Here is a 25077-nt window from a genome sequence, read left to right on the forward strand (position 1 = left end):
GAGGAGCGGCGGGTTTTTTAGGGCAAGCGAGGGTCTGCTATCGTTAGTGGTTAGTGAGGGATCTGTTCGTACTGAAGGCGGACGAGCGAGTCATCGTGACCGCGCGAGGCCGAGGCATCAACATCCGGCTGCGCCGAGTTACCGTACTGCTGCAGCTGCTGCTGAACGATCGATGCATCTGAACCGTTTTCTGCACCCGAGTAGCTCGGGACGCCGCGATCGCTGATCTGCTGGTTCACGATTTCCGGAAGCGATTCAGCATTTGCTGGGGCACCGTAAAGAGCGAACGCACCGGCAACGACTGCGAGGGAAAGAATCTTGTGCATTGACATAGCCATTACTCCCAAAGAGCTTTGATTTATTTTCCGCTGCTTTCGGGTCTCGTTGGCTCGTGAGCAGCTGACCGACAATTTGGTCCGCTCACGTTTCTTTCGCTATCGCACAAAGGTTCGTAAAACGGCGACGTTGGGATGAGTGCAGGAGACAATCGTTTCTGAACGCTATACGTAGGTATATTGCGCCAACCGCAATGCGTGCGGATTATCTATGCGATGCGGCCTGAATGGGCGCTGATGCCTTCAAATTCAGATTTCCAATTTTAGAATTTAGCAGCTGGCTATCATCGATCCGGTTTCTTGGTCTGATCGCCGTTCGTGCTAATCCGCAATCACCGCGGCGATTGTGAAAGAAGGTTGCCTTTTGCCCCACTACGTTCGTCGCACTTCGGATCGGCGGCGTGGTCAATGGTCTCCGCTGATGATTGCTTTGCATCTCGATTGGAGCGTGTCTCATGAACGAAATCTCCCGCAGAAATATTCTCGCGATCGCGGCGGCGACCGGCACGTTGGCATCTTCAGCGGCGGCGCGTGCTGCGACGTTTGGAAATCCCGATCAGCCGGCTGAAGGTGCAATCAACGCCAATCCTGGTGGGCTGTCGGACCCAGGTCCCAAGAACCCGGTCATCAATAGTCAGTTTCCGTCTTTCGAAAGTCCGCCGCCCACGGATGTCGGCGGCATGCCGCTCTTCTGGGGATCGTTCAACAATGCGCAGAAGCGCATCCAGAATGGTGGATGGGCTCGGCAGTTAACGCAGGCCGACTTCGCTATTTCTGAGGCGGTGTCGGGCGTGAATATGCGGCTTGGGCCGGGCGGCGTTCGCGAGATGCACTGGCACTTGGCAGCCGAGTGGGCGATCATGACGAACGGCCGCTGCCGCGTGACCGTTCTTGATCCGGAGGGTCATGCCTACGTTGATGACGTTGGACCGGGCGATCTTTGGTATTTTCCGGCGGGCTTCCCGCACTCGCTTCAGGGCCTTGGTCCTGACGGGGCGGAGTTCGTGCTGGTTTTCGACGAAGGCCGGCAATCGGAATACAGCACGCTGCTGGTCACTGATTGGCTTGCGCATACGCCACCCGATATCTTGGCCGCAAATTTTGGCGTGCCGAAAGATGTCTTCAAGAATATTCCGCTGCAGGATCTCTGGATATTCCAGGGCAAGGAGCCGGGGCCGCTCGCTGCCGATCAAGCGGCTGTCGCGTCGGGCGGGACGCCACCCAATCCGTTCACCTTTAAGCTCGGATCTTCGAAGCCGGTCAAAGCCAATCCTTCGGGCGAACTGCGCATGGCCGACAGCTCGATCTTCAAAGCCTCAAAGACGATCGCTGCGGCGATGGAGGTTTTGAAGCCGGGCGCCGTGCGTGAAATGCACTGGCATCCGAACGCAGACGAGTGGCAGTACTGGATGGAAGGCGAGGGCCGGATGACTGTGTTCGATGCCGGACCGCATGCCGTTACGGCTGACTTTAGGCCGGGGGACGTCGGCTACGTCAAGAAGAGCCAAGGGCATGTGATTCAGAACGTAGGCAAGACCGACCTCAAGTTCGTGGCTGTCTTCAAAGTCCCCGACTATCAGGAGATCAGCCTATCCGATTGGCTGACCCATACGCCGCCGTCTCTTGTGGCGCAGCACCTCAACATCGATGTTGCAGACATCGCGAAATTCCCAAGCGACGCGCCGGGAATCGTACCGGGCAAGGTGCCGGGGTAGTTCCCGCCATCGGCGCCGAACCATCATAATAAATCATCGGACTATGGCCGCCCCGGCGTACAAGACCGCGGCGGCCATGGTTTCTTCCGGTTTAAACATGTCTCGAATCTTTGCAGCGCTTATCGCGGGCGCCATCGCGATTACGCTAAATTCGCTGCTGTTGCGCGCTGCCGATCTCATTTCGCTGGCGACGGCGCATGGTGGATTGCTCCGGCTGCTCCAGATAACGACCGGCATTCACTTGCCCGCGACGACTGCATTCCGATGGGAATTTCACGCGGCCATCGGCGTGGCGATGGCTATCGTTTATGCGTTCGTTCTGGAGCCCTACCTTCCAGGTTCTTCCGTTATGAAGGGGCTTCTCTATGCCCTTGCCGTATGGGTGCTCAACGCCGCGGTGGTGTTGCCGCTCACGGGTGAGGGGTTCGCTGGGGCGCGGCATCTGACGGTTGCGGGCATGGCTTGGTTTGCCGCGGCGCATACCGCATTTTTCGTCTGCCTTGCGCTGCTCTATGCGCGCTTTTTCGGCAAAGCGCCTGCCCGCGGCGCGAGCGGGCGGCATGGGAGACTTATGGTCGATGGCGGCTAAAGTCGACGTCTTTAACGTGACACAAATCAAACGTGCATAAATTCGTTCTGTTATGGAATTTTTATCCGCGCCGCGTGATGCTGGGCCTTGAGACTGTGCTGGCGCGTGACATATTTCGAGAGGCCGCATAGTTCAGCGCCAAATGTTTCGGACCCTGTCCTGCAAGGAACAGTCGGTCCAGTGAGTAGCAAGGCCGTGTACCCGTGAGACGTGTCGTCTATCCAATATTGGCAATTGTAGCGGTCATTCCGGCCGCCGGACGAGCTGACGCTATTGCGGATTGTAACGACGGTGCCAATCTGGCCCGGCAAATTCGCGGTTGCACGAAAGTGATCGGGCGCACGATGCTCGGCGATCCGCTGTCCACGGCTTACATGAACCGCGGCATTGCCTACGCCCAGCAGCATCAGCTGAAGAAGGCTATAGCGGATTTTACGTCATCGATCGACGCCAACGGGGCCAACAATTTCGCGTATTACAATCGCGGCAACGTGTATCTCGATCTAGGCAAGCCTGATCGGGCGATTACCGATTATTCGCGGGCGATCGAGTTGGCGCCCGACATGTCTCCCGCATTTCTGAATCGAGGGCTCGCCAACGAGATGATCGGCGACCGGACAGCCAGCATATCCGACTTCCGCGCGGCCTTGGCGCTGGAGCCGACGCTTTATGCAGCGGCGGAAGGCTTAAAACGTCTGGGCGCCGATGCAAATGGCCCTTCGCAGGCAGGCGCCCAGCCCGGCGAATAGGCTAACGCATTGCTATCGCGTAACTTTCTCGCTGTTACAAACAATTACAAACCGTTACGCCAGCCGCATATGTGCCGAACGAACGGTCGCTAGAACTCCTGACACACCGCAGACAGTCGGCATTGCAGGAGGTTGGACATGCTGGGCGCTTCTCAGGTCATCGGAGCTAATTCCCACGGGGCACACATTGCGGCCTCCGCTGCCAGTTCTTCAAGCGACAGTTCTGCCGACCGGTTCGAACGCGGGACGATCCGGCGTATCGAAGCGAAAGAGCATGTCTTCTGCGATGGCGATCCGCGGACCCATGTTTTCCGCATCGAAGAAGGTGTCATCGCGCTTTCTAAGTTGCTCGGTGATGGCCGGCGGCAGATCATCGAATTTGCATATCCCGGCGATTACATCGGGCTCGGGACGCTGCGCGAGCACATTTTCGATGCTCAGGCGACGTGCCCGGCGAAAGTGCGGTGCCTGTCGGCGGCCGCCCTGGAGCAGGAAGCTGCCCGCGATGCTGGGTTGGCACTGAGGCTCTACAAGGCCGTCTCGGCCGAGCTCGCGGCTGCTCGCAGCCTGCTCGTGTCGGTCGGGCAGCAGAGCGCGATGGAGCGGTTGGCGGGCTTCCTCCTCGGCCTTTCTGCCCGGGCCTCCGATGGCGAAGAGAACGTCGTCAAGCTTCCGATGCGCCGTTCCGACATTGCGGATCTCTTGGGTCTCACGATCGAGACGGTCAGCCGGACGATCACGAAGCTGCGCACGATGCACGTCATTGACGTCGTCCGCGGTACGGAAGTTCACATCCTGGACGGCGACCGTTTAGCCGAACTTGCAGGTCAGTGAGGCGTCAGGTTTCCCGAGACTCCGCTGGTGGCGCGCTCAACGCGGTGGAGTTGTCCAGCTTGGCCGGTGTTTCCGCGGCCTTGCTGCGGGGCGATTTGAGGCTGTGAATGAGGGATCCCAGCAGCGGCAGCAAGACTGAGCTGATCAATACCTCGCTGGCAGGATAGATATAGGCACTAGGCCCTATGGCTGGGCTTCCGACGTTTTTCTCGAGGGCCGAGACAGTGGATCTCCGCATTTCCTGGGCGACGGCATATTCGCGTCCAGGGCGCTGAAGCATCGCGATGATCGCGACGAGGCTTGCCAGAAGACAGCCGATGACGCCAACCAATGCCGCGGCGCCGATGCGGCCGAGGCTCTCTTCCAGCAGCCAATAGAGCGCTAAGCCCATAATCGCGAGCCCCAGGACGGCAAGAATGCCGGCGAGGCCATAGAGAACGCCCTTCCTCAATGCATATCGGATGTAGCTGTCCGCAACGACGGCGTCAGCCGTCGCCAGTTTATCGAGGTCGCGGGCAAGACTTGGCAGGTCCACGAGATGTCCGTGCAGATGTGAGGGCTACGTTGTGCCCCTGGATATATCAGAACGGTTTATAATAGGCGAACGGATGCGAAGCGTCAGTTCGACGAGAACGCTGCTCAGTTCTTCACTTTCCGGTTTGTCTTCCGGTTCATGTACCAATCGGACAGCGTTTCCCAGAACGCGGCGACGGCGACGACGATTGTAATCAGAAATAGTGCAACGACCATCTGGATGACGTCGAAGTTGACGGCGTCTTCGGCGACGAACCAGCCTGCGATGGCCGCTGCCACGAACATCACCGGGCGAAGAAGAAGGTTCACCATCTCGAAGGCCTCCAAGACCAGCATTTTCCAGCACTTCTTATAACATGGCTCGAGGACCCAGTGCTTGATTCCGGTCAAGATATTTGCCCGATATTGTTAAGGTTCCGGTGACAGGGAAGGGCTCTTGCACCGGGGCGACGCGGGTCTTAAGGACATGGGCGACCGCGTATCGGACAGCCGGGGCGGGCCTTCTCAAACTCAATTGCCGGAACTCATCGCGTGGCCGTCAAAGTCGCTGCCTTCTATAAATTTGTATTGATCGACGATCCGTCGGCGCTTCAAACGTCGCTTCGCGAAGTGTGTGCGGCGCAGGAGATCAAGGGCACCATTCTCGTTGCTAGTGAAGGGATCAACGGCACCGTCTCGGGTGCAAACGACGCGATCGATACGCTGTTTGCGGCGGTCAGAGCGGACGCGCGCTTTTCCGATCTCGTCGTCAAATTTTCAGAGACGGCGGAGCATCCGTTCCAGCGCCTTAAAGTAAAGATCAAACGCGAGATCGTCACCTTCGGCGTACCGGGGACAGAGCCGGGCGCCATAACCGGCGAACTCGTCGAACCGGAAGATTGGAATGCTTTGATTTCTGATCCCGACGTGATCGTCATCGACACGCGTAACGACTACGAATTCGATGTCGGAACGTTCCAAGGCGCGCACAATCCGCAGACGCGATCCTTCACTGAATTTCCCGACTACGTGCGCCGCACATTGTCAAATAACCGCTCACAGAAGATTGCGATGTTCTGCACGGGCGGCATCCGATGCGAAAAAGCAAGTTCGTACATGCTTCAGGAAGGCTTCACGAACGTCTACCAATTGCACGGCGGAATCCTGCGGTATCTCGAACAGATTGCACCCGATGAGAGTCTGTGGCGCGGCGAGTGCTTTGTCTTCGATGAGCGCGTTGCGCTGGAACACGGCGTGCGCCCCGGGCAACATACGCTCTGTTTGAAATGTGGATCTCCGATCAAGCGTGCAAGCGAAGGAAATAGCGATCTTTGCGAACGCTGTCGCGATGCGGTCGGTGGCGAAGGCGCGTGAAGTACCTACGTAGAGACGGCGGGAACATCAGGTAATAGGCCGTTTTTGCTGTCTAAAATTTAAGGATATCAAACTTGACCCCTTGGGCTCTTGGCGTCATTCAGCGTTTTCGACTAACGCGCCTTTACCTCACCCAAGGGGACTTCAATGACGGACCTGATCGAAGCCGTCGGACTTGAGAAACAGTTTGGCGAGATCAAAGCCGTTGATGGCATATCGCTCAAAGTTGCAAAGGGCGAAGTTCTAGGATTTCTCGGACCGAACGGCGCCGGTAAGTCCACGACGATGAAGATGATCACCGGCTTTCTCGAACCGGATGCCGGACGGGCCGCAATCTGCGGCGTCGACGTTTTCGAAAATCCGAAAAAAGCCAAAGTACTGTTCGGTTACGTACCGGAAGGGGCGCCGTCCTACGCTGAAATGACGCCGCGCAGTTTTCTCACATTTATCGCGGAAATTCGCGGTTATCGCGGTGTGGAGCTTACGACCCGTATCAATCGCGCGGTCGAGCGTGCGGGTCTCGGTACCGTTTTCGATCAGGTGATCGACACGCTGTCGAAAGGATATAAACGGCGCGTCGGCCTCGCGCAGGCCATTTTGCATGATCCGCCCGTGCTGATCATGGACGAGCCGACGGACGGTCTCGATCCGAATCAAAAGCATCACGTCCGCGAGCTGATCAGCGATATGTCTTCGGACAAGGCGATCATCATCTCGACTCATATTCTCGAAGAGGTCGAGGCCGTCTGCTCGCGGGCGATCGTCATCAATCGGGGGCACATCGTCGCCGACGGTACGGCCGACGATCTGATGCAGCGGATGCATTATCACGGCGCGGTGTCGCTCAAGGTCATTGCCGAGCGCGGGGACGCCGCGATCAAAGTGCTGTCGAGCGCGAGCAGTGTTGCGAAGGTCGAGACGCTCGGTAAGCCGAACGGCCATTTTCTGCTTCGCGCGATCCCGAAGCAGAAGGAGATGGCCGCGGCCGAGGTGGCGGCGCTGCTTCGCGCGCAGAACATTCCGGTCGATGAGCTTTATGTCGAGCGCGGTCGCCTCGACGATGTCTTCCGACAGATCACCATGCCTGAAGACGGAGGCTCGAATGGTTGAGACTTTCGATAACGCTTGGATTATTGCCAAGCGTGAACTTCGCGGATATTTCGCGACGCCGCTGGCGCTCGTGTTTCTGACGGTCTTCGTAGCTCTGACCGGTGCGCTGACGTTCTATGTCGGCAATTTCTTCGAGCGCGGGCAAGCCGATCTGTTTCCGTTCTTCGCCTATCATCCGTGGCTTTATCTGCTGCTCGTGCCTGCGGTGGCGATGCGGCTTTGGGCGGAAGAGCGCAAGACCGGCACCATCGAACTTTTGATGACTTTGCCGATTACGCCGCTTGAAGCGATCCTCGGCAAATTTCTTGCGGCATGGGCGTTTATCGGCCTCGCGCTGGTGTTGACGTTTCCGATCTGGATTACGGTCAACATTCTTGGTGATCCGGACAATGGTGTCATTCTAACGAGCTACATCGGCAGCTTTCTGATGGCAGGTGCGTTTCTGGCGATCGGCTCGTTCGTTTCGACGCTGACGAAGAACCAGGTCATCGCCTTTATCGTCGCGTCGCTCATCTGCTTCCTGTTCACGATGAGCGGCTTGGAGATGGTGCAGAGCGGGTTGAGGGCTTGGACGCCGGCGTTCTTCGCGTCTGCCGTTTCGTCGATGAGTTTCCTTTCGCATTTCGAGCAGATCACGCGTGGTGTTCTCGATTTACCGACACTCATCTTCTTCTTCTCGATGATCGTTTTCTGGCTGTTCGCGACGGTGATCGCGATCGACCAGAAGAAAGCGCAGTGAGGTTTGGCCATGTCGAACGGGTTTGGACCCGTCGCCGGTGCATTCAAAGCGACGGTGGCTTATTTCTCGTCATTCAAGAGATCGACGCTTGCCTGGGGCGGATTGGCGCTTGGCGCTGTTATCCTACTGTCGGTCAACCTTTCCTCGACGATCGATCTCAAGGCGTGGAGCGCCGACCTTACGCAAGATCGACTATTCACGATTTCGGACGGCACGCGTCAGATCCTGAAGTCGATCGACGAGCCGATCACGGCGCGGCTCTATTTTTCGAAAAACCTTGCCGACGCCTCGCCTGATATCGTGCGCTATTTCGATCGTGTACGTGAGTTGTTCGAGCGCTATCGCGATATCTCGGGCGGCAAGCTGCAGCTTACTATCCTTGATCCCGAACCGTTCTCTGATGCGGAAGACAAAGCTGTCGAAGGGGGCCTTAGAGGGCTTCGCCTCAATGCGGATGGCGACGTTGGATATTTCGGCCTCGTCGCGACAAACGCGACGGATAATCAGCAGGTCATTCCGTTCTTCGATCCGAGCCGCGAGTCGTATCTCGAATATGATGTCACGAAGCTTATATACTCGCTTGCCAATCCGAAGAAGCGTACCGTCGGCTTGATGACGTCGCTGCCTCTCGACGGCGGCAAGTCGCCGATGCGGCAGCAACAGATGCAGCCGTGGCTGATGATGGGACAGATCCGCGAGTTCTTCGACGTCAAACCCATCGACCAGGATGTGAAGGAAATTCCGGCCGGTCTGGACGTATTGATGGTGGCGCAGCCGACGAAGCTGACGCCGGATGCCGCTTACGCCATCGATCAATACGCGCTGAAAGGCGGCAAAGTCTTGATCTTCACCGATCCGGTTTCGGATACGGCGGAGATGCAACTTCTGCAGAACCAGGGCAATGGCGAGAAGGAGTTGACGAAACTTCTCGCTGGCTGGGGTGTAAACTACGACGGATCGAAGGTTGCGACGGACATCAAGCACGCGAGGCGCGTACAGTTCCAAAACCCACAGACGGGGCAGCCTGCGGTCACCGACTTTGTCGCGTGGCTTGGGCTCGACAAATCAAGCATCAATCCGAAAGACGTGCTGTCGGCGGGCATTGATCAGATCAACGTCGCGTCGGCAGGCTTCTTGAGCAAGAAAGACGGCGCGACGGTCGATTTTTCGCCCATTCTGGAGACGAGCGACAGCGCCGAGGCCGTCAACGTGAAGGATGTCGGCTATGGCGCCGATCCGCTTGCTCTGTTGCGCAATTACGTTTCCGGCGGTCACAAGCTCGTGCTTGCAGCGCGCCTTTCGGGCGACGTGATGTCGGCGTTCCCGGACGGTCCGCCAAAAGCCGCGGATGCAGCGGCCAAGAAAGACGAGAAAGACAAGTCTGCTGGTAAAGCCGGTACTTCAACGGCGGATGCGGCGAAAAAGGATGCAGTACCCGCCGCCCCGTCGGACACCGCCAAAAACGACCAAGTCAAATCGGGCAAGATCAACATCATCGTCGTTGCCGATACGGACATTCTGGCGGATCAGTTCTGGGTGAATACCAGCCTCGGCCAGGACGTCGCCATTCCAACGGCGCACAACGCTGCGTTTGTTGTCGGGGCGCTTGAAAATCTTTCCGGCAGTAATGCGCTCATCGCGCTGCGCGGGCGCGGCGTCAAAGACCGGCCGTTCACGCTGGTCGAAGATCTGCGCCGGGGCGCAGAGCAGAAATTCCGTGCGAAGGAAGAAGCGCTGGAAGACAAGCTGAAGACCACGCAAGCGGAGCTGCAGAAAATTCAAGCCTCGGGGAATGGCGGCAGCGCGATCCTTTCCGATAAGGAACAGGAGACCGTCGAGAAGTTCCGCGGCGAGATGGTCGATACGCGGCGTGAACTCCGCAACGTCAAACTCGCGCTTCGCCAGGACATTGATAACCTCGGCGGCTGGCTGAAGTTCGCGAACATCGCTCTCGTGCCGTTGATGCTCGGCATGGCGGCAGTCGGCGTGTCGTGGCGACGGACACGCCAGCGCCGCAAGACACCGAAGAACGAACGCTGAGGAGGACGCGCGATGAAGCCCAAGACCTTCGTAGCTCTGCTCGGTGCAGCTATTCTTTCGCTGGCGGTTGCGGTGACGGCATTCGTGTCGTCGCGGCCTTGGTCGCCGACCGCCATCATCCACGGCGAAGCGGCACTGCCGGCGCTCACTCCAGCGGAAAATAAAGTCGCGGTGATCGAAGTCGAGCAAGGCGGCAATACGATCAAGCTTGCGCTGAAGGACGGCAAGTGGGTGGTCGCGAGCCAGCAAGATTACCCGGCGAATGTCGAAGCCGTCCGCAAGCTGCTGCTCAATGCGTCGGAAGCATCGCTCGTCGAACGTAAGACGGCGAAGAAGGATATGCTGCCTATTCTCGGTCTCGGCGATCCGAAAACAAGCTCGTCGCGGCTGATCCGGTTTCTCGATGCGAGCGGACACGCCATTGGCGAGATCGTGGCCGGCAATAGTAAGGCGGATGCGTTCGGAACCAACAAGAACGGCACATATGTTCGCAAGCCGGGGACCGATCAAAGCTGGCTCGCAGACCGGCCGATCGATGCGTCAGCCAAGCTCAGCGATTGGGTGAAGACGCGCGTCGTCGATATTCCGACGAATTCGATCAAGACGGCGTCGATCGAAGTTGCGGGGCAACCGGCTTATCAGATCGATTCGGAGAAGGACGGTTCGCATAAGCTGGCGCAGATGCCGGCCGGCAAGAAGCTGAAGTATGTGAACTCGGTCGATGAGATCATCGAGTCCGCAAGTTATGTCGACTTCCAAGGTGTGCGTAAGGCGGACAAATCCGAGACGCTGCCGGACGCTGGGAAGGTGTCGTACGAGACCGACAAGGGCTTAAAAATTCAACTCGACGTCAAGTCCGACGGCAAGCAGGCCTGGGTCATCGTCACGCCTTCAGGCACTGGCGACGCTAAGAAGCAGGCCGATGATATCGCGGCGCTGACGACCGGTTGGGAATTTAAGATTCCGGTGGCGAAGGTGTCGGGCCTGCTTAAGAAACAAGACGATCTGTTGGAAAATACAGGGTCATAACGCCGTAACGCCGCAGGTTTCGGGCCGGAAAGCCGAGCGCTTGCGCGGCGGGCGTCGAATGGTGCTATAGGTCGGGATTGCCGCAACGGCATTTCCGACCGAACGCATTTATTCACCATGACCGACCGCAAGACCAGCGACCACAATCAGCAGCAGGACGGCCGGGCTTCGCTCGAGCAACTCGTCCGCTGGCGCCGCGATGTCCGCCGTTTCCGGCCGGACCCGGTTCCTGACGAGCTGATCGACCGCCTTCTGCGCCTTGCGGATCTGGCGCCGTCGGTCGGTAACAGCCAGCCGTGGCGCATCGTCAACGTGCGTTCGGCCGAGACGCGCTCAACCATCATCGAGAATTTCCAAGTGGCACGGGACCGGTCGGCGGAAGCCTACGTCGGGGATCAGGCCGATCTTTATAACCGGCTCAAGCTCTCCGGCTTTGATGCCGCGCCGGTGCATCTCGCGGTGTTTTGCGACAGGAGCGCTTTGCAAGGCCACGGTCTCGGCCGGCAGACGATGCCCGAGACGCTCGATCATTCGTGTGCGTGCATGGTGACGGTGCTGTGGCTTGCGGCACGCGAGGCGGGACTTGGGCTGGGCTGGGTGTCGATCATCGATCCGGCGGAGGTTTCAAAGGCGCTCGATGCACCTGCCGACTGGAAGCTCGTCGGCTATCTTCTGCTCGGCTGGCCGGAGGAAGAGCATCTCGATCCGGAGCTGCAACGTTACGGTTGGCAGCCGCGCACGCCGTTCGAGACCCGCTATTTTGAAGCCGGATCGATAGCGGAGCGGGCCAGCGTGCAAGCTGACGAGCCAAAGGCATCCGACGTGCCAATGGGAACGGTTACATTGGTTGGTGCCGGTCCGGGCGATCCGGAGCTTTTGACGTTGAAGGCGCTGAAGGCGCTGCAATCCGCCGATGCCGTGCTGTTCGACGATCTTGTGGCCAAGCCGATCCTCGAATTCGTCCGGCCCGGCGCGCGGATGATCGACGTCGGCAAGCGCGGCTATCGCACATCCTGCAAGCAGCCGGACATCAACGCGACGATGGTTTCGCTGGCGCGCGAGGGCCTCAAGGTGGTCCGCCTCAAATCTGGCGATCCGCTGATTTTCGGGCGCGCGGGAGAGGAGATCGAGGCCTGCCGCAGCGCGGGCATTCCGATCAGCATCGTGCCGGGTGTGACGTCGGCGCAGGGTGCGGCCGCCAGCCTCAAAGTTTCGCTGACGAACCGCGATCACGCGCGGCGGCTGCAGTTCATCACGGCGCATGATCGTCGCGGACATCTGCCGGAAGATATCGATTGGAGCGCAGTTGCCGACAGCGCGGCGACGACGGTCATCTACATGCCAAAGCGCACGCTTGCGGAACTGACCGACGTGGCACTGGTGCACGGCCTCGATCCCAATACGCCGACGATTGCGGTTGCGAATGCGACGCGACCGGACGAGCAGGTTTTCATAGCGACCGTCGCGACCATCGCGGCTGAGCTTCATGCGGCGCATCCGGACGGTCCGGTGCTTGTGATGGTCGGAGAAGCGCTGCGCTACGCGACTGTTCGCGATGTCTCGGAGCAGGCCGATGCTATCGTTGCGGCGGTCGATGCCATGCCGGGGCAGTCATGATGATGTGGCGTGCTCTGTACGTCCTGCCCGCATAGCCGCCCGTGACAGCCGCACAAACGCTTTTCGTCCTTGTCGGCGCTCTCGCGCTTGAGGCCACGTTCGGATATCCGGACTGGCTTTATCAGCGCATTGGCCATCCGGTATCGTGGATTGGGCGATTCATTTCCTTTCTCGATAAAAAGCTCAATCGGGAAACCGACAGCTCGCAAGTCAGGCGCAACAAGGGCGTGCTGGCGCTCGGGATTCTTATCGTCATTACCGGTGTCATCGCCTGGGCGTTGGAGCAGTTTTTCGATCACGTTGCCTTCGGGGCGTTTTTCATTGCGCTCTTGGCGTCGATGCTGATTGCAAGCCGGAGCCTTTACACGCACGTCGAAGACGTGGCGCGGGCGCTTGATCAATATGGTCTGGACGATGCGCGGCAAGCGGTTGGCCGCATCGTCGGGCGCAATCCGAAGACGCTCGATGCGCACGGCGTGGCGCGGGCGGCTATCGAAAGCCTTGCTGAAAATGCCTCCGACGGCATCGTGGCGCCGGTGTTCTGGTTTGCGATCTTGGGGCTGCCGGGCCTTGTCGTTTACAAGGCCATCAACACGGCTGACAGCATGATAGGGCATCGGACGCCGCGACATGAGGCGTTTGGGTGGGCTTCGGCGCGTCTGGACGATTTTGTCAATCTTCCTGCTTCGCGATTGACAGCCCTGCTGCTGGCGCTGGCGAGCATCTTCACGCCGGGTGCGTCGGTGGCGGGAACTCTCGAAGCTGTGGCCCGCGATGCATCGAAGCATCGTTCGCCGAACGCGGGCTGGCCGGAGAGCGCGCTCGCGGGCGCACTCGGGCTGAAGCTCAACGGTCCGAAGGTCTACGGCGAGACGCGCGTTGAAGATGCCTACATGGGCGACGGCAAGCGCGATGCAACAGCAGAAGATATTCGCGCTGCGCTGCGGCTGACGACGACGGCTTGGGGCGTCATGGTCGGCAGCCTGCTGCTCATCGCAATCATCTTGCCAGGCTGAGGAGCTCTTCGATTGCGATGTGTTGGGCGAGGTGCTCGGCAAAGCGATCGAGGATGGCGTCGATTTCTGTATCGTAGCTGAGCGCAGATGTTTCCATGCCCAAAGAGGCCAGAAAGGTCCGGCGTGCAGCGTCCGACGTAAATAGGCCGTGAATGTAGCATCCCGAGACGCGGCCGTCTGGCGAGGTGGCGCCGTCGCGGTGGCCGTCGGGGAAGGTTACCATGGGGCGCGCGGTGTCTGGCCCAGTCGTCTTGCCGACGTGCATTTCATAGCCTTCAAACGGCGCTATGGAACCCGTAAGCGTGCCGGAAACGCGCTCTAGCGTTTTCTCGGTGCCGAACTCGGTTTCGATATCGAGAAGGCCGAGGCCATCGACGGCGCGCGGCGGGCCTTCGATGCCGTTCGGATCGGCGATGCGCTTTCCCAGCATTTGATAGCCACCGCACAGCCCGAGTACGCGGCCGCCGCGGCGAACATGCGCTTTGATGTCGATGTCCCAGCCTGCGGCACGCAAGGCTGTTAGATCATCAATCGTAGTCTTCGAGCCCGGGAGCAGAATGAGATCGGCAGAAGCCGGAATCGGCTGGCCCGGTTCGATCAGCTCGACGATGACGCCAGGTTCGTTGCGCAGTGGATCGAGGTCGTCGAAATTCGAGATGCGCGGCAGCAGCGGTACGGCGATACGCAGCTTCGTCTCGCTGCCAGACTTCGACGCTTTCATAAGATCGCGCAATCCGAGCGCGTCTTCAGCGGGAATCTTGTGAGCATCGGGGAAGAACGGCACGAGGCCGAGCGGCGTCCAGCCAGACAGATTGGCGATTGCCGTCATGCCATCGGCGAAGAGCGTCGAGTCGCCGCGCATCTTGTTGATGATGAAGCCGCGCACCATGGCCGCGTCGTCGGGATCGAGGACGTGGCGTGTGCCGACGACGCTGGCGATGACGCCGCCGCGGTCGATGTCGCCGATCAGTACGACCGGAACGTCGGCGGCGCGTGCGAAGCCGAGATTGGCGATGTCGTTCGCACGCAGGTTAATCTCGGATGCGCTGCCTGCGCCTTCGACGAGAACGAAATCGGCGTTCGCTTTGAGGTGCGCGAAGCTGTCGAGAACGGCAGGCAGAAGCTCTTTCTTTTTCGATTGAAAATCGCGCGCTTTCGCCGAGCCGCGCATTTTGCCTTGCACGACGATCTGCGCGCCGGTTTCGGTCTCGGGCTTCAGCAGCACCGGATTCATGTGCACGGATGGCGCAACGCGCGCGGCTCGCGCTTGCAATGCCTGGGCGCGGCCGATTTCGCCGCCGTCGGCCGTGACCGCGGCATTGTTTGACATGTTCTGGGGCTTGAACGGAACGACGCGAACTCCGCGGTTGGAGAACAAACGGCAAAGCCCGGCGACGATCAGCGATTTGCCAACGTCGGAGCCGGTGCCTGAGAACATCAACGCGCGCGCAGGCATCAGAATTCGATGCCTTCCTGAGCTTTGATGCCGGCGGCGAAATGGTGCTTCACGGCGCCCATTTCCGTCACGCCATCCGCGAGCGCGATCAATTCCGGCTTGGCGTTGCGGCCGGTGACGACGACATGAAGATCGGGTCGCCGCGTGCGGAGCGTTTCGAGCAAGTCATCGAGCGGCAGATAGTCGTAACGCAGTGCGATGTTGAGTTCGTCGAGAATGAGCAGACGAATGGATGGATCGTCCATCAGTTCTTTTGCCTTCGCCCAGGCGCGCGTGGCAGCGGCAATGTCGCGGGCCTTGTCTTGCGTTTCCCAGGTGAAGCCTTCGCCCATCGTGTGCCAGGAGATCTGATCGCCGAAGCGTTCCAGCGCATCGCGTTCGCCGGTCTTCCACGCGCCTTTGATGAACTGGACGACGCCGACGCGCCAGCCGTGCCCGAGCGCGCGCAGCACGAGGCCGAACGCGGCCGTCGATTTGCCTTTGCCGGGGCCGGTGTGGACGAGCAGCACACCTTTTTCGATCTGTTTCGAGGCGACCTCGGCATCTTGCACGGCTTTGCGCTTAGCCATCTTGGCTTTGTGACGCTCGGCGTCGTCGACCGTGGTGGGATTGTTGCTCACGGCTCAGCCTTTCAATGTCAGCGGCAGTCCGGCGGCGACGAAAATGACCTTGTCGGCGGCGGCTGCGATCTTCTGATTGAGGCGGCCGGCTTCGTCGCGAAAGGCGCGGGCGAGCGCGTTGTCCGGCACGATACCGAGGCCGACCTCATTCGAGACCATCACACAGGGCGCGACGCGTTTGGCGACGGCGGCCAGCAATGCGTCGCTTGCCTCCGGAACGGGGCGGTTGGCGTGCATCAGATTGGAGGTCCAGAGCGTCAGGCAATCGACCAGAGAGGGAAGCTCTGCAACGCGGTTGGCCAGCACGTCGGCGATTTCGAGGGGCGATTCGTGATCGACCCATCCCGCGCCGCGGCGGCTCTTGTGGTGCTTGATGCGGCTGTGCATTTCGTCGTCGAACGCTTCCGCCGTGGCGACATAAGCCCAAGGCCCGGGAATGCCTGTCAAAAGGCGCTCCGCGTAAGCGCTTTTGCCGGACCGGGCGCCCCCGAGGATGAGGGTCAGCTGCGGGAGGTGCAAAGTCGTCATTATAAACTTTCGGTCGTGCCGCAGAGGCCGCTATTGCGATTGACGTAAGATGTGGGCTCACTTATCGATTGGGACGACGGTCCCTCGCAAGAGGGTTCAAAAGGGAATGCGGTATTTACTCCGCAGCTGCCCCCGCAACTGTGCGCGGTGAGCATAGGCGAGAACGCCACTGGGCAACAGCCCGGGAAGGTCGCCTAATGCCAAGACCCGCGAGCCAGGAGACCTGCCGTCAACGAGATTTCCAACTTATCGCCGGTGGGGCGAGAAAGGTTAAGATGCACTTCAGAATATCCCGCGCGCTATACCGCGCGTCTGGCCGGTCTTCCGAAAATTCAATGTCTGTGGAGGCGGGGCAATGAGCACGCGCAAGGTTCCCGTCACGATCGTCACCGGCTTTTTGGGAGCGGGCAAAACGACACTCGTTCGCCATGCCGTTGAGAACGCGCAAGGCCGTCGCTTGGCGCTGATCGTCAACGAATTCGGCGATGTCGGCGTGGACGGGACGATCCTCCGGTCGTGCGGCGTTGAGAATTGCCCGGAAGAAAACATTATCGAGCTGACGAACGGCTGCCTGTGTTGCACCGTCGCTGACGATTTCATTCCGACGCTTGAAGCGCTTTTGGCGCGCGAGCCCGCGCCGGAGCACATCATTATCGAGACGTCAGGCCTCGCGCTGCCGAAGCCGCTGGTCAAAGCCTTCGAGTGGCCGGATATCCGTAATCGTGTGACGGTTGATGGCGTGGTGACGGTCGTCGATGCCCCGGCCGTGCGCGCCGGTCGCTTCGCCGACGATCCGGTGAAGGTCGCGGCGCAGCGCGAAGCAGATCCGTCCGTCGATCATGAAAATCCGCTGGAAGAGGTTTACGAGGATCAGCTGCTCTGCGCCGACCTCGTCGTGCTCAACAAGTGCGATCATCTTTCGCCGGAAGACGCGACTTTGATCGCGCAAGACATTCGCAGCATGGTGCCGCGGGCAATCAAGATCGTGGCAACGCAAAATGGGGTCGTTCCGACAGATGTGCTGCTCGGCATTTCGGCAGCTGCGGAAGATGATCTCGCCGCTCGACCTTCGCATCACGATGCCGAACCGGAACACGATCACGACGATTTCGAGACGTTCATTGTCGAAGTGCCGGAGCTGTCGTCGCCTGATGATCTTGCTCAGCGGGCGAAAGCCATCGCGAACGATCACGACGTGCTGCGTGTAAAGGGCTTCGCGGCCATCGGTGGGAAGCCGATGCGGCTCCTTTTGCAAGGTGTCGGTGAGCGGATCGACACGCGTTACGAACGTGCATGGCAATCGGGCGAGGCGCGCGTGGGCCGGCTGGTCGTCATCGGCCAGAAGGGGCTTGATCGCGACGGCATCACTCGGACCCTGACGGGCGCTGCCTGATGCATATCGTCGTTCGCGAGAGCCGGGATCTGGACGAGGCCGCCGCGCCTCAAGATCTCGGACTCGCGCCCGCCGATATCGTTTTTCTGTCGTTTTCCGATTCCGACCTTGCGATGGCGGCGGCTGCGTTTCGCGGCACCGAGAGCACGCAACCGAGTGTGCGGATCGCAAACCTCAACGCCTTGCGCCACCCGATGTCGGTCGATCTGTTTGCCGACGCGACGCTGAAAGGTTCGAAGGCCGTGATCGTGCGCCTGCTGGGCGGCCTCGACTATTGGCGGTATGGCGGCGAGCAACTCGGGCGGCGCTGCCGCGAACTGGGAATCACACTTGCTATCGTGCCAGGCGACGGGCGACCGGACATTCGACTCTCGGCGTTGTCGACGCTTGGTCCAGATGAGCTGGCGCGGCTTGAGGCTCTGCTCGATGTTGGCGGCATTGAGAATACACGCATGGCTTTGCTGGCGACGCTCGGCAAACGCGACGCGCGTGGAGAAATTGCATCGCCGCGAGAGATTCCGAATTTCGGCGTCTATCGGGAAAGCGCGCAATCCGGTGCTACGCTCGGGGCGGCTGCCGTTGTTTTCTATCGTTCACATTTGCTTGCGGGCGATGTTGCGCCAGTCGATGCTTTGGTGGACGCACTTGAAGATCGCGGCTTGGCGGGGGCGGCGCTCTACGTTCCAAGCCTGAAGGCAGCGGATGCCGCGGCTTGGCTTCAGGATGAGCTGCAACGTCTCCAGCCGAGCGTCATCGTTAATGCGACGGCGTTTGCCTCACGCGACGGCGCGGATGCCTCGCCGCTCGACGTTGCGGATTGTCCGGTCTTGCAGGTCGCGCTCGCCAATTCGACGTTTACGCTTTGGGAGAAGTCGCAGCGCGGCCTCAGTGCCGCTGATCTTGCGATGCACGTCGTTTTGCCGGAGCTCGACGGACGGTTGTTTGCGGGCGTCGTATCGTTCAAGGAAGCGGATACGCTGGGGACGGAACTCGGCGTGTCGTTGCTGCGCCATGTGCCTTATAAGCCAAGCGTTTCGCATGTTGCCGAGCTTGCCGCGCGTTGGGCGAAGCTTCGTTCAGCCTCGCGCCATGATCTTCGCATTGGTCTGTTGCTCTCGACGTATCCGGGGCGGCCGGATCAGATCGCGCACGCGGTTGGACTTGATGGCCTTGAGAGCGCGTGCAGGATCGCGTCGCATCTCGAAGACGCGGGTTATGACGTCGCCTATCGTCCGTCGGACAGTCGCGATCTTGTGGCGCGACTCGATCCAGCACAGGCAATCGGGTGGCAGCTTGATGCTTACCGTTCAGCATTCGATGCGCTGCCAGAAGCCTTTAAAGAAAGCGTCGTCAGCGCCTGGGGACCGCCAGAAGATGATGACGCACTCGTTGGTAACACGTTCCGCTTTCGTGTCGCGCCGTGCGGAAGTCTTTTGATTGGACTGCAGCCGGAACGCGGGCAGGCGCTTGACCGGAAGGCGCAGTATCACGATCCGGCGACACCGCCACGGCACAGCTATGTCGCGTTCTATCTCTGGCTAAGACACGTCGCAAAGATCGATGCGCTTATTCATCTCGGCGCGCACGGCACGCTCGAATGGCTGCCGGGCAAGGCCGTTGCAGGCAGCGAAACGTGTGCGCCGCGCGCGCTGCTTGGTCCTACGCCGATGATCTATCCGTTCATCGTCAATGATCCCGGCGAAGCGGCGGAGGCGAAGCGGCGGCTATCTGCCGTGACGCTCGGACATAAGCCGCCGCCGATGACGGAAGCCGGTTTGTCGGGGCCGTTGAGTGAGGTTGATCGGCTGGTCGATGAATTCGCGTCGGCGGAAGGTCTTGATCCGAGGCGGCGCAAGGTTCTGTCGGATCAGATCGTCGACGCCGCCATTCGTGCCGGAATTGCGGCCCAGTGCGGCCTCGATGCGGGCATGGCGGCGAGCGAAGCGTTGACGCGCATCGACGCCTTTCTGTGCGATGTGAAAGAGCTGTCGATCCGCGACGGGCTACATATTCTCGATAAGGGGGAGCTTGAAGCGATCACGCGGGCGCTTGCTGGAAAATTCATCGCGCCGGGTCCTGCTGGAGCGCCGAGCCGAGGGCGATCTGATGTACTGCCGACAGGACGCAATCTTTTCAGCGTCGATCCGCGCAGCGTGCCGACCGCAACGGCGTGGGCGAACGGCAAGCGTGCGGCGAAAGCTATCCTCGATCGCTATCTCTCCGATCATGGCGAATGGCCCCGCGCGATCGTGCTCGATCTTTGGGGCAGCGCTACGCTCCGTACTGGCGGCGAGGAACTCGCAACCGCGCTGGCGCTGCTTGGCGTCCGCCCCGTCTGGGATCAGCGTTCCTATCGCGTGACGGGCGTCGAGACCGAGGCATTGGCGGAGCTTGGCCGTCCGCGTGTTGACGTGACACTGCGGATCTCAGGACTTTTCCGCGATATGTTCGGAGCGCAACTTGCGTTGTTTGATAGCGCCGTCGCGCTCGTTGCCAGTCTTGAAGAAGATGTCGGCGATAATCCGCTGCGCCAGGCCTCGTCGTCCGAAGCAAAGCTCGATCGCATTTTCGGACCCGCCGGCGGCAGCTTCGGCGCTGGCGTAATGCAGCACATCGACCGCGGCGACTGGAGCGAGCGTGACGATCTTGGGCGGTCGTATCTCGTCAGCACACTGTCGGCGTATCGCGGCGATGGCTCGGAAGCGACGAGCGCGGGCTTCGAAAGACGCGTGAAATCGGCAGACGCCTTCGTGCATGTGCAGGATCACAGCGAGATTGATTTGCTAACCGGCGGTGACTTTGCGGCACACGAAGGTGGGTTCGCGGCTGCCGCTGCTTCTCTCGGAAACGATCGCGTAGCGCTTTATCATGGCGATACGGCAATGCCAGATGCGCCGCGCGTTCGCACGCTGCAGGAAGAATGTGCCCGCGTGATTCATGGGCGCGCTGCGAACATCCGCTGGATCGAGGGCCAGATGCGTCACGGCTTCCGCGGCGGCGCGGAGATGGCGCAGAGCGTTGACGCGGCATTCGCCTTCGCGGCGACGGCGCGGGCCGTCGACAACGGCGGCTTCGAGCGGCTCTACGAGGCATATCTCGGTGACCCAGTGGTCGCAGCATTTCTCGCGCGCGAGAACCCCGACGCAATCGCGGCAATGCGGCGCCGGTTCGAGGAGGCGATTGCGCGCGGGCTTTGGCAGCCGCGACGCAACGATATCGGCGAACTCGCAAACAAAGACGGTTCATCGCGCGAGGCAGCGGAATGACGTCGGCGGATCATTTGAGGAAAGGCTGGTGCCCAGGCGCGCATCGTCCGATGCGTTCGGGCGACGGGCTTCTGGTGCGTGTGCGTCCGCGCGCGGGCGCTCTTTCGCTCAGTTCGTTGCGAGCCATCGGTGCGATCGCCGCTCAGTTTGGGTCCGGCGATATTGATTTGACTAATCGCGGCAATCTGCAGATCAGAGGCGTGAGTGACGGCGCATTCGCAGTGCTTCTCGGTGCGCTGGATACGGCAGGTTTGCTGGATCCGTCTGCGGACGCGGAGGCCGTGCGCAACGTCGTCGTCGATCCGTTGAGCGGGCTTGATCCGCGGCGCGCGGATATTTGCGATCTCGCGGCAGCGTTGGAGACGGTCCTACTGCGAGATGCGCGCTTATGGTCTCTGCCCGGAAAATTCGGTTTCAGTTTTTCAGGCGTGGCGACGCCGCGCATCGGCGGACGCAGCGCGGATATCATGATGTCCGCGCGCGATGATTGTTTCTCAATCGTGCTCGATGGTGCGATTGGGATGGGCTGCGAAGTTGCGCGCGGAGAGGTCGTCGATGCCATGCATCGTCTGGCGCTGGCGTTTATCGAGCTGAAGGCAAATGACGCGAGTTTTCGGCGTATGCGCGACGCGGTTGCTCAGTTCGGCGTCGCAAGGGTATTTGCAATGGCAGGTTTGCCGCTTCCGACGCCCCTGGGTGAAGCGGCTGCAGACAGTGTGCCTGTGGGATTGTTGCAGCGGAACGACAGCGTGTTCGGAGCTGGCGTCGGTTTTCCCTTCGGGCGGATTACTGCTGATCAGCTTGCCGCGCTTTGCGATCACGCGACAGTGGCGGGCGCTGAAGACGTTCGCACAAGCCCAGAACGCGTGCTCGTCTTTCCACTGCAGGATGCGATGCATGCGCACGAATTGCTTCGGGGCGCCAATGCCGCAGGACTGATCGTGCAAGAAGACGATATACGGCTCGCGATGGATGTCTGTCCGGGCTCGCCTGGGTGCAAAAATGCACGCGCCAATACGCGGCGGGACGCGCAGCGCTTTGCCGACACGTTTGAGGGTTCGCTGCACGGCTGCTCGCTGCATATTTCCGGATGCGAGAAGGGGTGCGCGCGGCGGACGGAAGCACGTTTGACACTCGTCGGCCGTGACGGCCGGTACGATATCATCAGAGACGGTTCAGCGGATTCGATGCGCGTACACGATACGATCAATGCTGACGACATGAGCACGACGATTTCGCGCTTGATCCTGGAGCCCGTAGTATGACGGTACAAGACTACATTCGCGACGGAGCGGCGATATACGCGCGCTCGTTCGCGATCATCCGGGCAGAGGCCGATCTCGCCGGGTTGTCACCGGTCGAGGAGCGCGTCGCGGTGCGGATCATTCACGCCTGCGGCATGGTCGAGGTAGCCCGCGATATTGTGATGTCACCGACGTTTGCGCGCGGTGCTGAGGCGGCGCTCAAAGCGGGGGCCCCGATCCTCTGCGATTCGATGATGGTCGCAGATGGCATCACGCGTGCGCGCCTTCCGGCGAAGAATGACGTCGTCTGCACGCTGCGCGATCGGCGCGTACCTGAGATCGCGGCACAGATCGGCAATACGCGCACGGCCGCTGCCATGGAGCTTTGGCGGTCGAAGCTTGCGGGCTCCGTCGTTGTTGTCGGCAATGCCCCGACGGCGCTGTTCCGGCTGTTCGAAATGCTCGATGCGGGCGCGCCAAAACCTGCGGCTGTCATCGGCATGCCGGTTGGCTTCGTCGGTGCGGCCGAATCGAAGGAGGCGCTGGCGGCTGATGGGCGCGTTCCATTTGCAATCGTCAAAGGCCGCAAAGGCGGAAGCGCGATGGCTGCAGCAGCGGTCAATGCGCTCGCAAGCGAGGCCGAATGAGCGAGGTTAAATCCGGCACGTTGTTCGGCGTCGGGCTGGGGCCTGGCGATCCGGAGCTGATGACGCTCAAGGCGGTGCGCGTCCTGAGTTCAGCGCCGGTCGTCGCGCATTTCCGCAAGGCGGGACGCACGGGACACGCGCGAACCATTGCGAATGCTCATATCCGCACCGATGTTGTCGAGGCGGCGTTCGAATATCCGGTGACGACCGAGATCGATTTCCGAGAAGATGGGTACGTTTCGGCGATCCGCGATTTCTACGAAGAGAGCGCGGCGGCGATTGTCGCTCATCTCGAGGGCGGTAGAGATGTGGCCTTGCTATGCGAGGGCGATCCGTTTTTCTACGGATCGTTTCTGCACATGTATGATCGCATCAAGGCTGCACATCGGGTGATGGTCATCCCTGGGATCACGGGAATGTCGGGATGCTGGACGGCGGCGCAGGCGCCGATCACCTACGGTGACGACGTCATGACGGTGTTGCCGGGTACGCTCGATGAAGAGGCGCTGGCGAAACACCTTGGCGTTGCCGACGCGGCCGTGATCATGAAGGTTGGCCACAACATCGAGAAGATCAAACGGGCGCTGCGCGCGGCGGGTCGTTTCGACGATGCAATTTATGTCGAGCGCGGAACGATGCCGGGCGAGCGCGTCGCGAAGCTGTCTGACCTCGGAGAATGCGCGGTTCCCTATTTCTCAATTGTCCTGCTTCCAGGCGGGCGTGGACGGCGCATCGCATGAACGGACAGTTGACCATCGTGGGGCTTGGGCCCGGTCCGAAAGGTTGGGTGACACCTGCGGCGAGCGATGTCGTCGGCGGGGCGGATGTCATTCTGGGGTACGCGCCCTATGTTAATCGTCTGACGCCGCGGGCCGGCCAGATTTTGGAGGCTTCCGACAATCGCGAGGAGTTGGTGCGGGCGGAACGTGCGCTCGAACTTGCCGCGAGCGGACGTCGCGTTGCGATAGTTTCGGGCGGAGATCCGGGCGTCTTCGCCATGGCGGCGGCGGTTTATGAGGCCGTCGAGAAAAATCCGGCGGCTGCCGATGGCGTCGACATTCGTGTCGAGCCCGGCGTTACCGCGATGCTGGCGGCGGCGGCGCGGATCGGGGCGCCGCTAGGGCACGATTTCTGCGCCATTTCGTTGTCCGACAATTTGAAATCTTGGGCGACGATCGAGAAGCGGCTGCGTCTTGCGGCCGAAGCTGATTTCGTTATTGCGCTCTACAACCCGGCATCGAAGGCGAGGCCGCAGCAGATCAGGTCGGCGTTTGAGATTTTGAGAGACGTGTTGCCTGCTGAAACGCTCGTCGTGTTCGCGCGCGCGGTTGGACGTCCCGATGAAGAGATCGATATCGCGACGTTGGCGACAGCGGCGGACATGGCGTGCGATATGCGCACGCTCGTGATGATTGGATCGCGTGCGACGCGGACCGTGCAGGCGAGCGATGGGCGCGCGTGGGTTTATACGCCGAGGTCGGAGCGCGACCGATGATGGGTTGCGATCCAGGTCAGCGCCTCGTCTGCGGAGGACACCTTCGTGCGATCTGGGATCGCCGGCCGGCGAACCATGTGGACCGCAATGCCGAGCTGGCGCGCAGCTTCAATCTTGGCATAAGCGGCACTGCCGCCTGCGTTCTTCGCCAGCACGTAGCGGATGTCATAGTCCGCGAACAGCCTGGCATCCTCGCCCGTTCGGAACGGTCCGCGCGCGGCGATGAGTTCGGAGTTGATCAGCTCACAGGGCAGCTCGAGCGGATCGACGACGCGGATCAGATAACGATGCAGCGGCGCTCGACAGAGCGCATCGATGGCCTGGCGCCCCAAACCCGAAAAGACGTCTTGAGGCTCAGTGGGAAGGGCGGCAATCGCGGCATCGATGCTGTCGTGCTCAATCCAATTGTCGCCTTCGACCGGCGTCCAGGCAGGGCGTTCGATGGCGAGCAGCGGAATGTTTGTGGCCGCCGCGGCCGCTACGGCGTTGGCGCTTATCTGTGCCGCGAAAGGGTGCGTGGCGTCGATCAGCAGGTCAAGCTTTTCCTGACGCAGGTAAGCGGCAAGTCCGTCGCTGCCGCCGAAACCGCCAATGCGCGTCGGAAGCTTGCTTGTCGCGGGATTGGCGGTTCGTCCGGCGAGCGAAAGCCTCGCTTCGATGTTGTCGGCCGTCGAAAGACGGTCGGCGAGCGTTGCCGCTTCGGTTGTGCCGCCGAGGAGCAGGATGCGCAGCGTCGTCGTCATGATCGCTTTTGTCATGTGAGCGCAA

At 60.6% G+C, this 25077-nt stretch carries 24 protein-coding genes and 1 riboswitch; of the genes, 17 read left to right on the forward strand and 7 right to left on the reverse strand.

The window, feature by feature from the left end; translation table 11 throughout:
- Nucleotides 1–50: 50 nt before the first annotated feature.
- Complete coding sequence (locus RLW41_RS13990) at nucleotides 51–332, reverse strand: hypothetical protein (protein WP_409562283.1); 282 nt, start codon at nucleotides 330–332, stop codon at nucleotides 51–53.
- A gap of 458 nt (nucleotides 333–790) precedes the next feature.
- Here RLW41_RS13990 and RLW41_RS13995 point away from each other — a divergent pair, with 458 nt between their 5' ends.
- The 4 genes from RLW41_RS13995 to RLW41_RS14010 all read left to right on the forward strand — a co-directional run bounded on the left by RLW41_RS13995 (nucleotide 791) and on the right by RLW41_RS14010 (nucleotide 4222).
- Nucleotides 791–2050, forward strand: coding sequence for a cupin domain-containing protein (locus tag RLW41_RS13995; RefSeq protein WP_409562284.1), 1260 nt, complete (start codon nucleotides 791–793; stop codon nucleotides 2048–2050).
- Nucleotides 2051–2147: 97 nt separating this feature from the next.
- Complete coding sequence (locus RLW41_RS14000) at nucleotides 2148–2639, forward strand: hypothetical protein (RefSeq protein ID WP_414461860.1); 492 nt, start codon at nucleotides 2148–2150, stop codon at nucleotides 2637–2639.
- A 203-nt stretch (nucleotides 2640–2842) separates the two neighbouring features.
- A complete protein-coding gene (locus tag RLW41_RS14005; protein ID WP_414461861.1) occupies nucleotides 2843–3388 on the forward strand; it encodes a tetratricopeptide repeat protein in 546 nt (181 codons plus the stop codon).
- A 138-nt stretch (nucleotides 3389–3526) separates the two neighbouring features.
- Complete coding sequence (locus RLW41_RS14010; protein ID WP_409562287.1) at nucleotides 3527–4222, forward strand: Crp/Fnr family transcriptional regulator; 696 nt, start codon at nucleotides 3527–3529, stop codon at nucleotides 4220–4222.
- 4 nt (nucleotides 4223–4226) lie between these two features.
- Here RLW41_RS14010 and RLW41_RS14015 read toward each other — a convergent pair whose 3' ends face one another.
- Entirely contained in the window at nucleotides 4227–4757 is a 531-nt protein-coding gene (locus tag RLW41_RS14015; protein ID WP_414461862.1) for a hypothetical protein, read from the reverse strand.
- 104 nt (nucleotides 4758–4861) lie between these two features.
- Nucleotides 4862–5092 carry a hypothetical protein gene (locus tag RLW41_RS14020; RefSeq protein WP_409562289.1) on the reverse strand — a complete coding sequence of 77 codons (231 nt, stop codon included), beginning with the start codon at nucleotides 5090–5092 and terminating at the stop codon, nucleotides 4862–4864.
- Between the two features lie 195 nt (nucleotides 5093–5287).
- Between RLW41_RS14020 and RLW41_RS14025 the strand changes: the two genes are divergently transcribed.
- The 7 genes from RLW41_RS14025 (at nucleotide 5288) to cbiB (ending at nucleotide 13660) form a co-directional block, all read left to right on the forward strand.
- On the forward strand, nucleotides 5288–6109 hold the full coding sequence (locus RLW41_RS14025) for a rhodanese-related sulfurtransferase (RefSeq protein ID WP_409562290.1): 822 nt from the start codon (nucleotides 5288–5290) through the stop codon (nucleotides 6107–6109).
- Nucleotides 6110–6256: 147 nt separating this feature from the next.
- Complete coding sequence (locus RLW41_RS14030) at nucleotides 6257–7219, forward strand: ABC transporter ATP-binding protein (RefSeq protein WP_414461863.1); 963 nt, start codon at nucleotides 6257–6259, stop codon at nucleotides 7217–7219.
- Nucleotides 7212–7958 (forward strand): ABC transporter permease subunit, encoded by a 747-nt coding sequence (locus RLW41_RS14035; RefSeq protein ID WP_013946322.1) that lies wholly within the window; start codon nucleotides 7212–7214, stop codon nucleotides 7956–7958. The genes RLW41_RS14030 and RLW41_RS14035 overlap by 8 nt, the downstream gene beginning before the upstream one ends.
- Nucleotides 7959–7967: 9 nt before the next feature.
- Nucleotides 7968–9998: a GldG family protein gene (locus RLW41_RS14040; RefSeq protein WP_414461864.1), complete on the forward strand. Its 2031-nt coding sequence runs from the start codon at nucleotides 7968–7970 to the stop codon at nucleotides 9996–9998.
- Between the two features lie 12 nt (nucleotides 9999–10010).
- Nucleotides 10011–11027: a DUF4340 domain-containing protein gene (locus RLW41_RS14045; protein ID WP_414461865.1), complete on the forward strand. Its 1017-nt coding sequence runs from the start codon at nucleotides 10011–10013 to the stop codon at nucleotides 11025–11027.
- A 117-nt stretch (nucleotides 11028–11144) separates the two neighbouring features.
- Nucleotides 11145–12644: a uroporphyrinogen-III C-methyltransferase gene (cobA, locus tag RLW41_RS14050; protein ID WP_414461866.1), complete on the forward strand. Its 1500-nt coding sequence runs from the start codon at nucleotides 11145–11147 to the stop codon at nucleotides 12642–12644.
- Between the two features lie 41 nt (nucleotides 12645–12685).
- Entirely contained in the window at nucleotides 12686–13660 is a 975-nt protein-coding gene (gene cbiB, locus RLW41_RS14055; RefSeq protein ID WP_414461867.1) for an adenosylcobinamide-phosphate synthase CbiB, read from the forward strand.
- Here the strand turns inward: cbiB and RLW41_RS14060 are convergent.
- From RLW41_RS14060 to cobU, 3 genes are read right to left on the reverse strand one after another with little or no spacing between them, the layout of a single operon-like run.
- On the reverse strand, nucleotides 13644–15116 hold the full coding sequence (locus RLW41_RS14060) for a cobyric acid synthase (RefSeq protein WP_414461868.1): 1473 nt from the start codon (nucleotides 15114–15116) through the stop codon (nucleotides 13644–13646). The two genes, cbiB and RLW41_RS14060, sit on opposite strands and share 17 nt — an antisense overlap.
- Nucleotides 15116–15736, reverse strand: coding sequence for a cob(I)yrinic acid a,c-diamide adenosyltransferase (cobO, locus tag RLW41_RS14065; RefSeq protein ID WP_414461869.1), 621 nt, complete (start codon nucleotides 15734–15736; stop codon nucleotides 15116–15118). The genes RLW41_RS14060 and cobO overlap by 1 nt, the downstream gene beginning before the upstream one ends.
- 3 nt (nucleotides 15737–15739) lie before the next feature.
- Nucleotides 15740–16264, reverse strand: coding sequence for a bifunctional adenosylcobinamide kinase/adenosylcobinamide-phosphate guanylyltransferase (gene cobU / locus RLW41_RS14070; protein WP_414461870.1), 525 nt, complete (start codon nucleotides 16262–16264; stop codon nucleotides 15740–15742).
- Between the two features lie 60 nt (nucleotides 16265–16324).
- Nucleotides 16325–16510, forward strand: a riboswitch (cobalamin riboswitch).
- A gap of 109 nt (nucleotides 16511–16619) precedes the next feature.
- Between cobU and cobW the strand changes: the two genes are divergently transcribed.
- The 6 genes from cobW to cobJ are packed head-to-tail and all read left to right on the forward strand — an operon-like array spanning nucleotide 16620 to nucleotide 24309.
- Complete coding sequence (gene cobW, locus RLW41_RS14075; RefSeq protein ID WP_414461871.1) at nucleotides 16620–17657, forward strand: cobalamin biosynthesis protein CobW; 1038 nt, start codon at nucleotides 16620–16622, stop codon at nucleotides 17655–17657.
- Nucleotides 17657–20923, forward strand: a complete 3267-nt coding sequence (cobN, locus tag RLW41_RS14080; RefSeq protein ID WP_414461872.1) for a cobaltochelatase subunit CobN — start codon at nucleotides 17657–17659, stop codon at nucleotides 20921–20923. The genes cobW and cobN overlap by 1 nt, the downstream gene beginning before the upstream one ends.
- On the forward strand, nucleotides 20920–22188 hold the full coding sequence (gene cobG, locus RLW41_RS14085) for a precorrin-3B synthase (RefSeq protein ID WP_414461873.1): 1269 nt from the start codon (nucleotides 20920–20922) through the stop codon (nucleotides 22186–22188). The genes cobN and cobG overlap by 4 nt, the downstream gene beginning before the upstream one ends.
- Nucleotides 22185–22814 carry a precorrin-8X methylmutase gene (locus RLW41_RS14090; RefSeq protein ID WP_414461874.1) on the forward strand — a complete coding sequence of 210 codons (630 nt, stop codon included), beginning with the start codon at nucleotides 22185–22187 and terminating at the stop codon, nucleotides 22812–22814. The genes cobG and RLW41_RS14090 overlap by 4 nt, the downstream gene beginning before the upstream one ends.
- Nucleotides 22811–23554: a precorrin-2 C(20)-methyltransferase gene (locus RLW41_RS14095; protein ID WP_414461875.1), complete on the forward strand. Its 744-nt coding sequence runs from the start codon at nucleotides 22811–22813 to the stop codon at nucleotides 23552–23554. Before RLW41_RS14090 ends, RLW41_RS14095 begins: the two co-directional genes overlap by 4 nt.
- Nucleotides 23551–24309, forward strand: a complete 759-nt coding sequence (gene cobJ / locus RLW41_RS14100) for a precorrin-3B C(17)-methyltransferase (RefSeq protein ID WP_414461876.1) — start codon at nucleotides 23551–23553, stop codon at nucleotides 24307–24309. The genes RLW41_RS14095 and cobJ overlap by 4 nt, the downstream gene beginning before the upstream one ends.
- Here the strand turns inward: cobJ and RLW41_RS14105 are convergent.
- The gene (locus tag RLW41_RS14105) at nucleotides 24279–25067 is read right to left on the reverse strand and encodes a cobalt-precorrin-6A reductase (RefSeq protein WP_414461877.1); all 789 of its coding nucleotides are present in this window, start codon (nucleotides 25065–25067) and stop codon (nucleotides 24279–24281) included. The genes cobJ and RLW41_RS14105 overlap by 31 nt on opposite strands.
- Nucleotides 25068–25077: the final 10 nt, after the last annotated feature.

It is taken from the genome of Hyphomicrobium sp. DY-1 (genome assembly GCF_047497105.1).
GTDB lineage: Bacteria > Pseudomonadota > Alphaproteobacteria > Rhizobiales > Hyphomicrobiaceae > Hyphomicrobium_B.

Bases quoted from the DNA above. Each gene is read 5' to 3' on its own strand.
- cobG (WP_414461873.1), top strand. From the start codon at position 20,920: ATGACGTCGGCGGATCATTTGAGGAAAGGCTGGTGCCCAGGCGCGCAT.
- RLW41_RS14040 (WP_414461864.1), top strand. From the start codon at position 7,968: ATGTCGAACGGGTTTGGACCCGTCGCCGGTGCATTCAAAGCGACGGTG.
- RLW41_RS14090 (WP_414461874.1), top strand. From the start codon at position 22,185: ATGACGGTACAAGACTACATTCGCGACGGAGCGGCGATATACGCGCGC.
- RLW41_RS13995 (WP_409562284.1), top strand. From the start codon at position 791: ATGAACGAAATCTCCCGCAGAAATATTCTCGCGATCGCGGCGGCGACC.
- RLW41_RS14105 (WP_414461877.1), bottom strand. From the start codon at position 25,067: ATGACAAAAGCGATCATGACGACGACGCTGCGCATCCTGCTCCTCGGC.
- RLW41_RS14010 (WP_409562287.1), top strand. From the start codon at position 3,527: ATGCTGGGCGCTTCTCAGGTCATCGGAGCTAATTCCCACGGGGCACAC.
- RLW41_RS14060 (WP_414461868.1), bottom strand. From the start codon at position 15,116: ATGCCTGCGCGCGCGTTGATGTTCTCAGGCACCGGCTCCGACGTTGGC.
- cobU (WP_414461870.1), bottom strand. From the start codon at position 16,264: ATGACGACTTTGCACCTCCCGCAGCTGACCCTCATCCTCGGGGGCGCC.
- RLW41_RS14095 (WP_414461875.1), top strand. From the start codon at position 22,811: ATGAGCGAGGTTAAATCCGGCACGTTGTTCGGCGTCGGGCTGGGGCCT.
- cobA (WP_414461866.1), top strand. From the start codon at position 11,145: ATGACCGACCGCAAGACCAGCGACCACAATCAGCAGCAGGACGGCCGG.
- RLW41_RS14000 (WP_414461860.1), top strand. From the start codon at position 2,148: ATGTCTCGAATCTTTGCAGCGCTTATCGCGGGCGCCATCGCGATTACG.
- cobN (WP_414461872.1), top strand. From the start codon at position 17,657: ATGCATATCGTCGTTCGCGAGAGCCGGGATCTGGACGAGGCCGCCGCG.
- RLW41_RS13990 (WP_409562283.1), bottom strand. From the start codon at position 332: ATGTCAATGCACAAGATTCTTTCCCTCGCAGTCGTTGCCGGTGCGTTC.
- RLW41_RS14020 (WP_409562289.1), bottom strand. From the start codon at position 5,092: ATGCTGGTCTTGGAGGCCTTCGAGATGGTGAACCTTCTTCTTCGCCCG.
- RLW41_RS14030 (WP_414461863.1), top strand. From the start codon at position 6,257: ATGACGGACCTGATCGAAGCCGTCGGACTTGAGAAACAGTTTGGCGAG.
- cobJ (WP_414461876.1), top strand. From the start codon at position 23,551: ATGAACGGACAGTTGACCATCGTGGGGCTTGGGCCCGGTCCGAAAGGT.
- RLW41_RS14045 (WP_414461865.1), top strand. From the start codon at position 10,011: ATGAAGCCCAAGACCTTCGTAGCTCTGCTCGGTGCAGCTATTCTTTCG.
- cobW (WP_414461871.1), top strand. From the start codon at position 16,620: ATGAGCACGCGCAAGGTTCCCGTCACGATCGTCACCGGCTTTTTGGGA.
- RLW41_RS14035 (WP_013946322.1), top strand. From the start codon at position 7,212: ATGGTTGAGACTTTCGATAACGCTTGGATTATTGCCAAGCGTGAACTT.